This is a genomic window from Pseudomonas sp. Pseusp16 (genome assembly GCF_047324915.1).
Classification (GTDB): domain Bacteria; phylum Pseudomonadota; class Gammaproteobacteria; order Pseudomonadales; family Pseudomonadaceae; genus Aquipseudomonas; species Aquipseudomonas fluorescens_CD.
In genome coordinates this window covers 4,719,131-4,733,842 of the sequence record NZ_CP168522.1, presented here as the reverse complement: position 1 = coordinate 4,733,842, position 14,712 = coordinate 4,719,131, and the positions used below count along the sequence as shown (strand labels likewise).

Below are 14,712 nucleotides of genomic sequence, written 5' to 3'. Positions count from 1 at the left end.
AGAGCACCACTGACCCCGTGTAGGAGCGAGCTTGCTCGCGAAAAAGGTACAGCCGACGCTACACAGCGCCTGCAATACCATCGCGAGCAAGCTCGCTCCTACAGGGGGGGTAGAGGGGTTATTCGTGTTCCTTGAGATACTCCATCGCCATCTGCTCGGTCGCTGCCTTGATCGGCGCCAGAAGGTGTGGCGCAACCAGCATCATGATCTGGTAAACCACTAGCCGCACCTCGCCTTCACGATCGAGAATCCGCTGGTAATCCAGAGAGAACAGCAGGGTCATGGTGATCTGCTCCACCAATTGCCCCAGTGCCTGGGTATCGCTGACCAGCAGCCCTTGCGCCTGCAATCGTGCGAGCAACGACGCCAGTGTGCGCTTGAGTGCATTGAGCAGATTGCGAATGCCCTTGGCCAGTTTCGGCAGGCGCCCGGCGAGGTTCGACAGGTCCTGGAAGAGAAACCGGTAGTGGGACAGGCGTTCGACGATCAGGTGCAGGAACAGCCAGTAGTCCTCAGGCGCCAGTTCGACATCGGCCGGTGGATCGAGCAGCGGGGCGAGTTCGCCCTGAAAGCGCTCGAACAGCCCGAGAATCAGCGGTTCCTTGCCGTGGAAGTGGTAGTAGAGGTTGCCCGGGCTGATGCCCATTTCATTGGCAACTTCCATGGTGGAGACATTCGGTTCGCCCTTTTGATTGAACAACTGCAGGGCACATTCGAGGATCCGGTCGCGGGTTTTCATCCAGTCTTCTTAATGTTCGTGCCAGGCCAACCTCCAGTCCTGTAGGAGCGAGCATGCTCGCGATGGTCGTTAACGATTACGCGGGCTACCTGATTACCCGCGGCGTCTGGATATCCATCGCGAGCATACTCGCTCCTACCGGGTCGGAGACTGACTGCGGCATTTTTTTAGGTTCAGCGCACACGTACGTAGGTACCGGGCGCAGCTTCCATCGGTGGATAGTTCTGGTTGCCGAGCGCCATGTGGGTTTCCTTCTGTGCGCCGGAGCGTTCCTGAACCCAGCTCAGCCATTGGGTCCACCAACTGCCGTCGACATGCCTGCCGTCGTAGTACCAGGCGCGGGGGTCGCTGCTCAGTTTGCCGTTTTCGACGTAGTTGGCTTTCGGGTTGCTCGGCGGGTTGAGGATGCTCTGCACATGACCGCTGTTGGATAGCACAAAGCGCCGCTCGCCACCGAGCAACAGCGTCGAGCGATACACCGCATCCCACGGCGTGATGTGATCGTTGATGCCGGCGACGCTGAAGCTGTCGACGGTGACCTTCTGCAAATCGATCGGCGTGCCACACACTTCCAGGCCGCCCGGGTGGGTCAGCGGGTTGTGCTTGAAGAAGTCCAGCAGGTCGCCATGCAGGGCGGCCGGCAGGCGCGTGCTGTCGTTGTTCCAGTAGAGGATGTCGAACGCCGGCGGCTCCTTGCCCAACAGGTAGTTGTTGACGAAGTAGCTCCAGATCAAATCGTTGGGGCGCATCCAGGCGAAGACCTTGGCCATGTCGCGGCCGTCCAGCACACCTTTCTGATAGGAGCGGCGCTTGGCGGCCTCCAGAGTCTGCTCGTCGGCGAACAGCGAAGCGGGGCTATCCAGCTGGCTGTCGAGCAGGCTCACCAGATAAGTCGCACTGGACACCCTGCGCAGTTGCCGCTTGGCCTGCAAGTGGCCTTGCAACGCGGCAATGGTCAACCCGCCGGCGCAGGCGCCCATCAGGTTGACCTCGCGTGCGCCGGTGATCGCCCGGCACACATTCATGGCCTCTTCCACGGCTTCCACGTAGGTCGAGAGCCCCCATTCACGGTGACGCACATCCGGGTTGCGCCAGCTGATCATGAAGGTCTGCAGGCCGTTTTTCAGCGCGTACTGGACGAAGCTGTTGTGGGGGCTCAGGTCGAAAATGTAGTACTTGTTGATTTGTGGCGGCACCACCAGCAGGGGCTTGGAATACTGCTTTTCGCTCATCGGCTTGTACTGGATCAACTCCAGCAGTTCGTTGCGAAACACCACGGCACCGGTGGTGGTGGCGACCGTCTTGCCGACCTCGAACGCTTGCTTGGTGACTTGCCGGGGCAAGCCATCGTTGTGCAGCAGATCGTCCACCAGATGGCCGATGCCACGCACCAGGCTGTTACCACCGGAATTGAAGAGCTCCTTGACCGCCAATGGATTGAGCAGGGTGTTGGAGGGCGATACGGCGTCGTTGAGCAAGGCGAAAGCGAAGTGGGCGCGGGCGCGGTCGTCCGGGCTCATGTCGCTCTCGTCGATCCAGCTTTTGACCTGCTTCTGCCAGCTCAGATAGGCCTGCAGGCTGCGCCGGTAAAACGGGTTGAGGCTCCACGCCGGATCGGCGAAGCGAGTGTCCTGCGGGTTGGTCGGGTGCAGGGTTTCACCCAGCAGCACACGACCAAGCTGGCCGCCGAGTTTGAGGGCATGTCGGGCACTGTGCACCGGATTGCGCAAGCCATGGGCGGCCACACTGCGCAGGGTCGATAACAGATCCCGACCGCGCAGGCCGGTAATCGCACTCTGTGCATTGATGAACGCGGCGGGAGTCGGTAACGAATCCCTCGCTGGTTTCTCGCGCATGAGTCAACACTCCTTCGTCTTCAGGCTAAAAACAAACACACCGAACCAGAACACCATAGACGCTGTAACGGGTTGTTGCGCGGCGTGGCGTCCTGCCGGCCGCTGATGCAGCGGTTTAGCTGCCCAATGGCGCCGGACGCGGATGCATCACCGCGCGCTGGCGCTCCTCTTCCAGGAATTTCATGATGATCGGGGCCACAGCTTCGGCCCGGGTAATCAGGAACAAATGCCCGTCATCGATGATGTGCAGCTGGGCGTTGGGAATCCGCCAGGCCAGCAAGCGCATGTTGACCAACGGGATCAGCGGGTCATCGTCGCCGGCCAGTACCAGGGTCGGCTGACGGATCTTGTGCAACCAGTGGATGCTGGTCCAGCCGAGGCCGGCGAACAGCTGCCAGTAGTATCCGAGCTTGCCCGCTGAACGCACCTTGGCCGCATGGCTCGCGGCCAGCGTCGGGTCGCGACGGAAAGCGCCGCCGTAGATCATCGGCGCAATGCGAATTACGTGGGACGGTTGGATGTAACGTCGCGGACTGGCCATCATCCACAGCACTTTCGGCTTGCCCGGTACCATCACCGCACCTGCCGCCGTCGCCGCCAGCACGAGTTTCTTGCAGCGCTCCGGATAGTCGTAAGCGAACTGTTGGGCCAGGGCGCCCCCCCAGGACACGCCGATGACATTGACCTGCCCGTAGTCGAGATAGTCGAGCATCCGCGCCGTGAGCTTGGCCAGCCCCGGAAAACGATACGGCCGGTTCGGTGTCGACGAACCGCCGACGCCGGGTACGTCGAAAGCGATGACTTCCAGGTCCGGGTCCAGCGCCGCGATGAACGGGAACACCAGCTCCAGGTTGGCGCCAATGCCGTTGAAAATCAGCAGGGGCGTCAAGTGAGGCTTGCCGGGGCGTACCGCCGTGCGGAGCGTCTGGCCATCCAGCTCGACGGTACGGAATATGAAGGGTTGCGGCATGCTTCTGGCCCTGTGGGTCGCTCTCTTGAATTCTTCCTCATCCCCTGTAGGAGCGAGCTTGCTCGCGAAAAACGCGAGGACGACACGTTAACCAGGCAGTGCTCGTTATCGTTGACGTCCATCGCGAGCGAGCTCGCTCCTACAGTAGGGCGAGGTGTGTCAGTTACCGCTCATGCACGTAAGTGCCCGGTGCGGCTTCCCCTGCCGGGTAGGCCTTGTTGCCCAGTTTTGCCGGTGCTTTTTTCAGGTTGCCCGAACGCTGTGCCTGCCATGCCTGCCAGTGCAGCCACCAGGAGTCGGCGTGCTTGGTCGACTCTTCCTGCCAGTCATCGGCATCGGCGGGCATTTGGGTGCTGGTCATGTAGCGCGATTTCGGATTGCCCGGCGGGTTCAGAATGCTCTGGATGTGCCCGCTGCTGGACAGCACGAATTCAACGTTGCCGCCGAACAGTTGCGCCGACTTGTAGCAGGAGCGCCACGGCGTGATGTGGTCGCTGGTGCCGGCCAGCGAGAAGATGTCGGCGGTAACCTTCTTCAGGTCGATCGGCGTGCCGCACACTTCCAGTGCATCGGCGCGGGTCAATGGATTGCTTTTGAACATTTCGATCAGGTCGCCATGGAACGCCGCAGGCAACCGGGTGGTGTCGTTGTTCCAGAACAGAATGTCGAAAACCGGCGGTTCGTTGCCCAACAGGTAGTTGTTGACCCAGTAGTTCCAGATCAGGTCGTTGGGGCGCATCCAGGCGAAGACCTTGGCCATGTCGCGGCCTTCCAGCACGCCGGCCTGGTACGATTGGCGCTTGGCGGCTTCGAGGGTCTGCTCGTCGACGAACAGGGCCACGTCGCTGTCCAGGGTGGTGTCGAGCACGCTGACCAGCAGGGTCAGGGCGTTGACCTTGTTCTCGCCGATTGCTGCGTAGTGGCCCAGCAGCGCGGTGCAGGTGATGCCGCCGGAGCAGGCACCGAGCATGTTCACGTCTTTGCTGCCGGTAATGGCGGTGACCACATCAACCGCTTCCTTGAGCGCTTCGATGTAGGTCGACAGGCCCCACTCGCGCTGCTCCTTGGTCGGGTTGCGCCAGCTGACGATGAAGGTCTGCACGTTGTTGCGCAGGCAGAACCGCGCCAGGCTTTTTTCCGGGCTCAGGTCGAAAACGTAGAACTTGTTGATCTGCGGCGGTACCACCAGCAGTGGGCGTTCATGCACCTGCTCGGTGATCGGCTTGTACTGGATCAGCTCCAGCACGTCGTTGCGAAAGACCACTGCGCCCTCGGTCACACCAAGGGTCTTGCCGACCTCGAATGCGCCCATGTTGACCTGGCTCGGCATGCCGCCGTTATGCACCAGGTCCTTGGCCAGATGCGAGAGGCCATCGAGCAGGCTTTTGCCACCGGTTTCGAAGAAGCGCTTGACCGCCGCCGGGTTGGCCGCCGTGTTGGTCGGGGCGAAGGCTTCGGTCATGAGGTTGATCACGAAATGCCCGCGGCTGACGTCCTTGGGCGGCAGGTTGCTGTCGCCGATCCAGTCGTGGAGTTCCTTGCGCCACGCCAGGTAGGTTTGCAGATAACGTTTGTAGAGCGGGTTCTGGCTCCAGGCCGGATCCGCGAAGCGACGGTCATCGCTGGTCGGTAGCAGCTCGGATTTGCCGAGCAGCACGTTCTTGAGTTCAAGGCCGAAATGCGCAACATGCCTGGCGCTGTGAATCGGTTGTTTGATGGCCTGCCTGAGTACCATGCGAGCAGAAGCCAGTAGATCCTTTCCACGCAGTCCAACGACAGGATTCAGCCCCAAGGTGTTTTCCGAGGCTTGATTCTTCAAGTCATCGTTATTCTTGTTACTCATCTACGACGCTCCATTGTCCTGAGACGAGTACCGGGTCCTGCTGTGTAGTCACACAGCCAATGCCAGGTACTACTGCTCGGGGTGACCGTTAATACTGCATCGCTGCTTTTTTAATGCAGAGAGCACTGCAGGGAACTTGCCAGTTCCATTGGTTACCCGAGTTTAATTTTTTTCGCAAGCAGGCCGATCGGCGGCCCTGGAGCGGAGCATTCAAACAGATGAAATTAGAAAATGCCCTCTAAAGAGCAAGAGGCTCAGGCTAGAGCATCAGTTTGACGACGGATTCGTTCGGATCGCGGGTTTTTCCAGCCGCTTTCAGTTCGGCCAGATAGTCATCCCAGAGTGCGTCATAACGTCGCGCCAGTTCGTAGAGGTATTCCCAGGTAAACAGACCACTGTCGTGACCGTCATCGAAGGTCAGTTTCAGTGCGTACTGACCGGCCGGTTCTACCTTGGTCAGGCCTACGTTGATCTTGCCAAACTGCAGGATGGGTTTGCCGTGGCCCTGGACCTCGGCGGAAGGAGAATGCACGCGCAGGAATTCGGCGGGCAGGGTGTATTCCTCGCCGGACGCGTATTTCAGCGACAGGGTTTTCGAGGCTTTGTGCAGCTTGATGTCAGTGGGGAGTTGGGTCATGGCCTGAAGTCCGTTATGTGGCAGACCCCGATTTAAATGTGGGAGCGGGCTTGCTCGCGAAGAGGCCATGACATTCAACATCAATGTCGAATGTCAGACCGCTTTCGCGAGCAAGCCCGCTCCCACAGGGGCCGCGATTACCGTAAGTATGGCTTACAGGATATAACGGGAAAGGTCTTCGTTCTGCGCCAATTCGCCCAGGTGGCTGTTGACGTAGTCGGCGTCGATCTGGATCACCTTGTCGTCATGGGCGCTGGCCAGGTCGCCGGCGCTGAACGACACCTCTTCGAGCAGGCGCTCGAGCAAGGTGTGCAGGCGACGGGCACCGATGTTTTCGGTTTTCTCGTTGACCTGCCAGGCAATCTCCGCGATGCGCTTGATGCCGCTCGGCTGGAACTCGATGCCCAGGCCTTCGGTTTTCAGCAGCGCGCAATATTGCTCGGTGAGCGAGGCGTGCGGTTCGCTGAGGATGCGTTCGAAGTCTTCTGGCGAAAGGGCCTTGAGTTCGACACGAATCGGCAGGCGACCTTGCAGTTCCGGCACCAGGTCGCTCGGCTTGCTCAGGTGAAACGCACCGGAAGCGATGAACAGGATGTGGTCGGTCTTGACCATGCCCAGCTTGGTGTTGACGGTGCAGCCCTCGATCAGCGGCAGCAAGTCGCGCTGCACGCCTTCGCGGGATACATCGACGCCACCGGTATTGCCACGCTTGGCGACCTTGTCGATTTCGTCGATGAACACGATGCCGTGCTGCTCGACCGCTTCCAGGGCCTTGGCCTTCAACTCTTCATCGTTGACCAGGCGGCTGGCTTCTTCGTCGCGCACCAGCTTGAGCGCTTCCTTGACCTTGAGCTTGCGGCTCTTGCGCTTGCCCTTGCCCATGTTGGCGAACAGGCTTTGCAGCTGGTTGGTCATTTCTTCCATGCCCGGTGGCGCGGAGATATCGACGCCGGCCATTTCGGCGACTTCGATTTCGATCTCCTTGTCGTCCAGCTGGCCTTCGCGCAGGCGCTTGCGGAACAGCTGACGGGTATTGGAATCCTGGGTCGGGGCATCGTCGCTGCTGAAACCCATGCGTGCCGGCGGCAGCAGGGCGTCGAGGATGCGCTCTTCGGCAGCGTCTTCAGCGCGGTGGCGTACCTTGACGATTTCCTGTTCGCGCAGCAGCTTGATCGCGGCATCGGCCAGGTCACGAATGATCGATTCGACGTCGCGGCCGACATAGCCGACTTCAGTGAACTTGGTCGCTTCGACCTTGATGAACGGTGCGTTGGCCAGTTTCGCCAGGCGTCGGGCGATCTCGGTTTTACCGACACCGGTCGGGCCGATCATCAGGATGTTCTTTGGCGTCACTTCAACACGCAGTTCTTCAGGCAGCTGCATGCGGCGCCAGCGGTTGCGCAGGGCAATGGCTACGGCGCGCTTGGCATCGTCCTGGCCGATGATGTGGCGGTTGAGTTCGTGGACGATTTCACGGGGAGTCATGGGCATGATATTCAGTGGACCTCAAGCAAGAATGGGCCGTGGTGCGGTGGGCGGCACGGGCTTACTCGGCGCAGTCCTGCTCCTCAATGGTCTGGGTGTGGTTGGTGAATACACAGATGTCGCCAGCGATACCGAGGGCGGTTTCGACGATTTCCCGGGCCGACAGGTCGGTCTTTTTCAGCAGGGCGCTGGCGGCGGCCTGGGCGTAGGCGCCACCGGAACCCATGGCGATCAGGCCTTCTTCTGGCTCGACCACGTCGCCGTTGCCAGTGATGATCAGGGAGGCGTCTTTGTTGGCGACCGCGAGCATGGCTTCAAGGCGGCTCAGGGAGCGGTCGGTGCGCCATTCCTTGGCGAGTTCGACAGCGGCGCGCACCAGGTGGCCCTGGTGTTTTTCAAGCTGGCCTTCGAAGCGTTCGAAGAGGGTAAAGGCGTCAGCGGTGGCACCGGCAAACCCGGCGATGACCTGGCCGTGGTACAGGCGACGAACTTTTTTCGCGTTGCCTTTCATCACGGTATTGCCGAGGGAAACCTGGCCGTCGCCGCCCATGACGACTTTGCCGTGGCGGCGAACTGAAACGATGGTGGTCAAGGGAAGAGTCTCCACGCAGCGGGGCGAAAATGCCTTATCCCAACACATATGGGGGTGGTGGAAAGGATTTCAACTGCGGAGCGGGAGAGGGGACGAGCGGTGGCTTGGTCGAGGGTCTTGTGGTGTCTGTTCTGACGCCTTCGCGGGCAAGCCCGCTCCCACAGGGGGCGCGTAGACCTTGTGGGAGCGGGCTTGCTCGCGAAGAACGATGACGCGGTGGTCCTGAAGGGCTCAGCGGTTCTGGCGTTGTTGTAACAACAGATTACTGAAGCCGGCGCCGGCCAGTTGTTTCTGGGCGGTGGTCAGTTGTTCGCGGTTGCTGAACGGTCCGACCAGAACCCGATACCAGGTTTCGTCCTTCACCGTTCCGGACTCGACCGAGACGGCCTGGCCCAGCAGGATGATCTGCGCCCGGACCTTGTCCGCATCGGCCTCCTTGCGGAACGAACCGGCTTGCAGGAAGAATCTGGTCACTGGCGCCGCCTTGACCGGAGGTGCTGGCGGAGGCGTGATCCCGGCCAGGGCTGCCTGGGCACGAGCCGTGTCGATCTTCGCCGCTTCGGCCGGGGTGACCGGCGTTGTCGGGATGGCTGGCACTTGCGGCGTCGGCAGGGTCTTTTCCGGTACGGCATCGGGCGGCACGATGACTTCCGATTCCGGCAGCAAGGTGTAGAAGTCGTACTTCGGCTTCACCGGCTGCGTCGGGCTCGGCGGGGTCTTGTTGGCCTCGGCGATCTTGCTGGCTTTCTGTTGTTGCTGTTGCTCGACCTTTTCACGCTTGACCGTGTCGCTGCCCTTGCCCGGTTCCAGTTTCATCAGGAACACGATGAACGCGCCGACCGTCAGGCCAATGGCCATCCATAGCCAGCCCGGGATCGGTTGTTTTGCAGGAGCTTGATAACGGCTGGCGCCACGCTTGGGTGCAGGTTTTTTCTTGGCAGCCAACTTACATACGCTCCAGAGTTTCCAGGCCCAAGAGTTCCAGGCCTTGCTTGAGAGTGCGTCCGGTCAGCGCGGCGAGGCGCAGGCGGCTCTGCATTTGTGCCGGGGTATCGGCGGCGAGGATCGGGCAGTTCTCGTAGAAGCTGGAGAACAGGCCGGCAACGTCGTACAGGTAAGTGCAGAGGATGTGCGGGGTGCCTTTTTCGGACACGTTGTTCAGGATTTCACCGAACTGCGCGAGTTTCGCCGCCAGTTCGTGTTCGTGCGCCGCTTCCAGAACGATCTGGCCTTCGACTTCGCTGAAGTCCTTGCCGAGTTTGCGGAACACACCGGCCACGCGGGTGTAGGCGTACAGCAGGTACGGCGCGGTGTTGCCTTCGAAGTTGAGCATCAGGTCGAAGTTGAAGCTGTAGTCGCTGGTGCGGTGCTTGGACAGGTCGGCGTATTTCACCGCGCCGATGCCCACGACCTTGGCGATGTTGCGCAGCTCGGCTTCGGCCAGCTCCGGGTTCTTGTCCTTGACCAGGGTGTAGGCGCGTTCCTGGGCTTCGGTCAGCAGGTCGATCAACTTCACGGTGCCGCCATCACGGGTCTTGAACGGACGGCCGTCAGCGCCGTTCATGGTGCCGAAGCCCATGTGTTCCATTTCCATCGGATGGGTCACGAAACCGGCCTTGCGCGCCACGGCGAACACTTGCTGGAAGTGCAGGGCCTGACGCTGGTCGACGAAGTACAGCGCGCGATCGGCCTTGAGCTTGCCGCTGCGGTAGCGCACGGCTGCCAGGTCGGTGGTGGCGTACAGATAGCCGCCATCAGCCTTGACGATGATCACCGGCAGCGGGTCGCCGTCGGCGTTCTTGAACTCGTCGAGGAACACGCACTGGGCGCCGTTGCTTTCGACCAGCATGCCCGCGGCCTTGAGGTCGTTGACCACATTGATCAGGTCGTCGTTGTAGGCACTTTCGCCCATCACATCGGCCATGGTCAGTTTGACGTTGAGCAGTTCGTAGATCTTCTGGCAGTGCGACAGCGAGATGTCCTTGAACTTGGTCCACAGCGCCAGGCAATCGGCATCGCCGGCCTGCAACTTGACCACCAGGCCACGGGCGCGGTCGGCGAACTCTTCGGATTCGTCGAAGCGTTGCTTGGCGGCGCGGTAGAAGTTTTCCAGATCCGACAGTTCGTCGCTGGTGATCGGGTTTTCCTGAAGATAAGCCATCAGCATGCCGAACTGGGTGCCCCAGTCGCCAACGTGGTTCTGACGGATCACGGTGTCGCCGAGGAACTCCAGAACACGGGCCACGCCGTCGCCGATGATGGTCGAGCGCAGGTGGCCGACGTGCATCTCTTTGGCCAGGTTCGGAGCCGACAGGTCGACCACGGTGCGCTGTACCGGGCCGGCCTTGCGCACGCCGATGTTGGCGTCGGCCAGGGCGGCGTCCAGGCGTGCGGCCAGGGCGTCGGTGTTCTGGAAGAAGTTCAGGAAGCCAGGGCCGGCGATTTCGGTCTTGGAGACGTTTTCGTCAGCCGGCAGCGCGGCAATGATTTTTTCCGCCAGATCGCGGGGCTTCATGCCGGCCGGCTTGGCCAGCATCATGGCGATGTTGCTGGCGAAGTCGCCATTTTTCTTGTCGCGGGAGTTTTCCACCTGGATCGCCGGCGACAGGCCTTCAGGCAACACACCTTCGTTGACGAGTTGGGTGATGGCTTGTTGGATCAGCTGGCGAATGGTGTCTTTCATGGTCTTCTCTTTCGACCGCTGGCGCGGCGGCGCATCGTGCGCTGGTGGAAAAACTGGGCATTATCCGTTGCGAAGACGGGCTTGCCAACCTTAGCAGGCAGGTTATGGATGTGTGGTGACAATTAAGGCCTCTTCGCGAGCAAGCCCGCTCCCACAGTAGATCTCGGGTGTGCACAAGTTCTGCATTCAGCACAAATTCCCCTGTGGGAGCGGGCTTGCTCGCGAAAGCGATCTCAAAATCAATACAAATCCACCGGATCAACATCCAGCGACCAACGCACCGCCCGCCCGCTCGGCATCTGTTCCAGCACCAGCAGCCAACTGGCCAGCAACCGATGCAGCGGCGCCCGGGCCGTGGCCTGCAAGAGTAGCTGGGCACGGTAACGTCCGGCCCGACGCTCCATCGGTGCCGGTACCGGCCCCAGTAGCTCGATGCCGCTCAGGTTCTGTTCGGCCAGCAAACGCTCGGCCTCGCTGCACGCCTCATCAAGGAAACCTTCGGCCTGCCCTGGCTTATGCGCCTCGGCTCGCAGCAGCGCCAAATGCGCGAACGGCGGAAGACCCGCCGCGCGGCGTTCGCTCAAGGCTTGCTCCGCAAAGGCGAAATAGCCCTGCTCGGTCAGTTGCACCAGCAGCGGATGGTCGGCCAGGTGCGTCTGGATAATCACCTTGCCCGGCTCTTCGGCGCGGCCTGCGCGGCCGGCGACCTGGACGATCAGCTGTGCCATGCGCTCGCTGGCGCGGAAGTCGCCGGAGAACAGGCCGCCGTCCGCGTCGAGGATCGACACCAGCGTCACCCGTGGAAAGTGGTGGCCTTTGGCAAGCATTTGCGTGCCGATCAGGATGCACGGCTGGCCTTTTTGAATGGTTGCGAACAACTGGTTCATCGCGTCCTTGCGCGAAGTGCTGTCGCGGTCGACCCGCAGCACCGGATAGTCCGGGAACAGAATCGCCAGGCGCTCCTCGGCCCGTTCGGTGCCGGCGCCAACGGGGCGCAGATCGACCTTGTTGCACTTCGGGCACTGGCGCGGCACGCGTTCGACGTAGCCACAATGGTGGCAGCGCAGCTCGCCGTAACGCTGATGCACGGTCATCCGCGCATCGCAGCGCTGGCACTCGGACATCCAGCCACAGTCATGGCACAACAGTGTCGGGGCGAAGCCGCGGCGATTGAGGAACACCAGGACCTGCTGCCCGGCGGCCAGGGTCTGGCCGATGGCTTGTTGCATCGGCCCGGAAATGCCGCTGTCCAGCGGGCGACTTTTGACATCCAGACGCAGGAAACGCGGCTGCTTGGCACCGCCTGCGCGTTCATTCAGGCGCAGGAGTCCGTAGCGGCCAGTGTAGGCGTTGTGCAGGCTTTCCAGCGAAGGGGTGGCGGAACCGAGGACGATCGGGATGCGTTCCTGTCGCGCCCGCACCAGTGCCAGATCGCGGGCGTGGTAGCGCAAACCTTCCTGCTGTTTATAGGAGCCGTCGTGCTCTTCGTCGATGATGATCAGGCCGGGGTTCTTCATCGGCGTGAACAGGGCCGAGCGGGTGCCGATAATGATGTCGGCCTCACCGTCCCGTGCGGCCAGCCAGGCATCGAGGCGTTCGCGGTCATTGACTGCCGAATGGATCAGCGCGATGCGGGCATTGAAACGTTGCTCGAAGCGCGCCAGGGTCTGTGGGCCCAGGTTGATTTCCGGGATCAGCACCAGTGCCTGCTTGCCGGCCTCCAGCGTTTCGCGGATCAACTGCAGATAGACTTCGGTCTTGCCGCTGCCGGTGACGCCGGCCAGCAGGAACGCGTGATAACTGTCGAAGCCGGCTCGAATCGCCTCGTATGCGGCGCGCTGCTCCGGGTTCAATGGGAGTTCCGGTTGCGCCAGCCAGTGTTCGTGGCGTGCGCCCGGAGCGTGGCGGCGGATCTCGACTTGCACCAGCTCCTTGGCCAGCAGCAAATCCAGGCTGTCCTTGCTCAGCATCAGCTTGCTCAGTAATTGATGGGCGACGCCGTGGGGATGCTGGGCCAGCGTGGCCAGGGCTTCGCGCTGACGCGGGGCGCGGGCGATGCGCGGATCATCGAGGCTGGCGCCCGGCGCGGCGGACCAGAACCGCTCCTGGCGTGCTTCGGCCAGCTCGCCCTGGCGCAGCAGCACCGGCAGCGCCCAGCTCAAGGTGTCGCCGAGGCTGTGCTGGTAATACTGGGAGGTCCACAGGCACAGCTTGAACAGCGCGGGCGGCAGCGGTGGGGTAGCGTCGAGCAGGGCCAGGGCCGGCTTGAGTTTCTTGGCCGGCACTTCGCTGGTGTTGGTGACTTCCACCAGGATTCCGATCATCTCGCGCCGGCCGAACGGTACCCGCAGGCGCATGCCAGGGTGCAGCTGGCTGCGCAGGACGCCGGCCGGAGCGCGGTAGTCGAACAGGCGGCGCAGCGGCGAAGGCAGGGCGAGGCGCAGAATGGCGTCGGGCACGCGGGGGATCTCGAATGGCGAAAAGTAACCAGCAGGGCCATGACCTGTGGGAGCGGGCTTGCTCGCGAAAGCGGTGTGCCAGACGATTTGAATGCTGACTGACACTCCGTCTTCGCGAGCAGGCCCGCTCCCACAGGGGTGGCGATTTGGCCGGGAGCCTAGCAGACGGTCGGTAGAAGCGACAGCTTGCGTGATCAGGATTGTCTGGTAGAATCCGCGGCCTAATTACGTGCGGTATTCAACAATTGTGTTGGGTGGCGGCACGCTAGCCTGAGGAAGACACCATGAAAGCTGATATCCATCCAGAATACCCGGCAGTTGCTGTTACCTGCAGCTGCGGCAACAAGTTCGAAACCCGTTCGACCTTCGGCAAAGCCCTGGCGATCGACGTTTGCAACGAATGCCACCCGTTCTACACCGGTAAGCAGAAGACCCTGGACACCGGTGGTCGCGTACAGAAGTTCGCCGACCGTTTCGGTGCTTTCGGCGCGAAAAAGGCCTAAGGCCAATCAACTTGGGGAGCCGCTACGGTTTTTCCATGCTGATGAAGAAGGCGTCCCTTGCGGGCGCCTTTTTTATGTCTGCGATTTGGCTGTCTGGCGCCCAGGCCTTTTGCCCGGCGCCAGGCGACCTGGCGCCCGTTGCGGTGCAGCGGGTGGTGGACGGCGACACTTTGCGCCTGAGCGATGGCCGCAATGTGCGCATGATCGGCTTGAACACGCCGGAGCTGGGTAAAAAGGGCCGTTCCGACGAGCCGTTCGCCGTGGCCGCACGCAAACGCCTCGAAGCCTTGGTGGCGGCGAGTGACGGGCGGGTCGGGTTGGTGCCTGGCAAAGAAAGCAAGGACCATTACGGCCGCACCCTGGCCCATGTCTATGGTGCAGACGGCGCCAACCTGGAAGCGCAATTGCTTGCCGAAGGCCTGGGTTTTCAGGTGGCGGTGGCGCCGAATGTCGATCTGGTCGCCTGTCAGCAAGCCGCAGAACGCAACGCTCGTCAGGCCGGGCTCGGTGTCTGGCGCCAGTCACCTGTACTGAAAGCGGAGCAGATCAGCGCTTCCGGTTTTGCCGTGCTCAGCGGTCGTGTGAGCAAGGTGCAACGCAATCGCGGCGGGGTTTGGATCGAGTTGCAGGATTCAGTTGTATTGCGCGTTGCACCCAATCTGCTGGCGCGTTTCGATATGAATTCGCTGGAAGGCCTCAAAGGCAAGCAGGTCGAGGCGCGTGGCTGGGTGCTGGATCGCTCGCGCAAAGGCGGCCTCAAGGAAGGCCAGGCACGCTGGATGTTGCCCTTGACCGACCCGGCGATGCTTCAAGCGGTGCCGTGATAAAAAATTGTAGACATTTTTTCTGCCGATTGTGAACAGTCTAACCCTTGTAAGTCGTGGCTCTTGGCCCAAAGTCGTAGGGCAGGGCGCTTGACAGGGGTGACCGGTCAGTCTTGTGGGG

12 protein-coding genes are annotated in these 14,712 nt (G+C 61.6%); 2 read left to right on the top strand and 10 right to left on the bottom strand.

Features of this window, described 5'->3' with window-relative positions:
- Positions 1-118: 118 nt before the first annotated feature.
- The 10 genes from ACEN8Q_RS21425 to ACEN8Q_RS21380 all read right to left on the bottom strand — a co-directional run bounded on the left by ACEN8Q_RS21425 (position 119) and on the right by ACEN8Q_RS21380 (position 13,264).
- Complete coding sequence (locus tag ACEN8Q_RS21425; RefSeq protein WP_111289461.1) at positions 119-739, bottom strand: TetR/AcrR family transcriptional regulator; 621 nt, start codon at positions 737-739, stop codon at positions 119-121.
- 173 nt (positions 740-912) lie between these two features.
- The gene (gene phaC / locus ACEN8Q_RS21420; protein ID WP_413428506.1) at positions 913-2,595 is read right to left on the bottom strand and encodes a class II poly(R)-hydroxyalkanoic acid synthase; all 1,683 of its coding nucleotides are present in this window, start codon (positions 2,593-2,595) and stop codon (positions 913-915) included.
- A gap of 115 nt (positions 2,596-2,710) precedes the next feature.
- The gene (phaZ, locus tag ACEN8Q_RS21415) at positions 2,711-3,565 is read right to left on the bottom strand and encodes a poly(3-hydroxyalkanoate) depolymerase (RefSeq protein WP_008017034.1); all 855 of its coding nucleotides are present in this window, start codon (positions 3,563-3,565) and stop codon (positions 2,711-2,713) included.
- Positions 3,566-3,728: 163 nt separating this feature from the next.
- Positions 3,729-5,408 (bottom strand): class II poly(R)-hydroxyalkanoic acid synthase, encoded by a 1,680-nt coding sequence (phaC, locus tag ACEN8Q_RS21410; protein ID WP_413428505.1) that lies wholly within the window; start codon positions 5,406-5,408, stop codon positions 3,729-3,731.
- Positions 5,409-5,667: 259 nt separating this feature from the next.
- Positions 5,668-6,045 carry a gamma-butyrobetaine hydroxylase-like domain-containing protein gene (locus tag ACEN8Q_RS21405; protein WP_008017032.1) on the bottom strand — a complete coding sequence of 126 codons (378 nt, stop codon included), beginning with the start codon at positions 6,043-6,045 and terminating at the stop codon, positions 5,668-5,670.
- 153 nt (positions 6,046-6,198) lie between these two features.
- Positions 6,199-7,536: an ATP-dependent protease ATPase subunit HslU gene (gene hslU / locus ACEN8Q_RS21400; protein ID WP_413428504.1), complete on the bottom strand. Its 1,338-nt coding sequence runs from the start codon at positions 7,534-7,536 to the stop codon at positions 6,199-6,201.
- 55 nt (positions 7,537-7,591) lie between these two features.
- Positions 7,592-8,122 carry an ATP-dependent protease subunit HslV gene (gene hslV, locus ACEN8Q_RS21395; protein ID WP_008017029.1) on the bottom strand — a complete coding sequence of 177 codons (531 nt, stop codon included), beginning with the start codon at positions 8,120-8,122 and terminating at the stop codon, positions 7,592-7,594.
- A gap of 231 nt (positions 8,123-8,353) precedes the next feature.
- The gene (locus ACEN8Q_RS21390; RefSeq protein ID WP_322615501.1) at positions 8,354-9,067 is read right to left on the bottom strand and encodes an SPOR domain-containing protein; all 714 of its coding nucleotides are present in this window, start codon (positions 9,065-9,067) and stop codon (positions 8,354-8,356) included.
- A 1-nt stretch (position 9,068) separates the two neighbouring features.
- Positions 9,069-10,805, bottom strand: a complete 1,737-nt coding sequence (argS, locus tag ACEN8Q_RS21385; protein WP_413428503.1) for an arginine--tRNA ligase — start codon at positions 10,803-10,805, stop codon at positions 9,069-9,071.
- Positions 10,806-11,044: 239 nt separating this feature from the next.
- Positions 11,045-13,264, bottom strand: coding sequence for a primosomal protein N' (locus ACEN8Q_RS21380; protein ID WP_413703710.1), 2,220 nt, complete (start codon positions 13,262-13,264; stop codon positions 11,045-11,047).
- A gap of 284 nt (positions 13,265-13,548) precedes the next feature.
- On the opposite strand from ACEN8Q_RS21380, the gene rpmE reads away from it, so the two are divergent.
- The gene (gene rpmE, locus ACEN8Q_RS21375; protein WP_007975586.1) at positions 13,549-13,767 is read left to right on the top strand and encodes a 50S ribosomal protein L31; all 219 of its coding nucleotides are present in this window, start codon (positions 13,549-13,551) and stop codon (positions 13,765-13,767) included.
- Positions 13,768-13,802: 35 nt separating this feature from the next.
- Complete coding sequence (locus ACEN8Q_RS21370) at positions 13,803-14,591, top strand: thermonuclease family protein (protein ID WP_413428443.1); 789 nt, start codon at positions 13,803-13,805, stop codon at positions 14,589-14,591.
- Positions 14,592-14,712 lie beyond the last annotated feature (121 nt).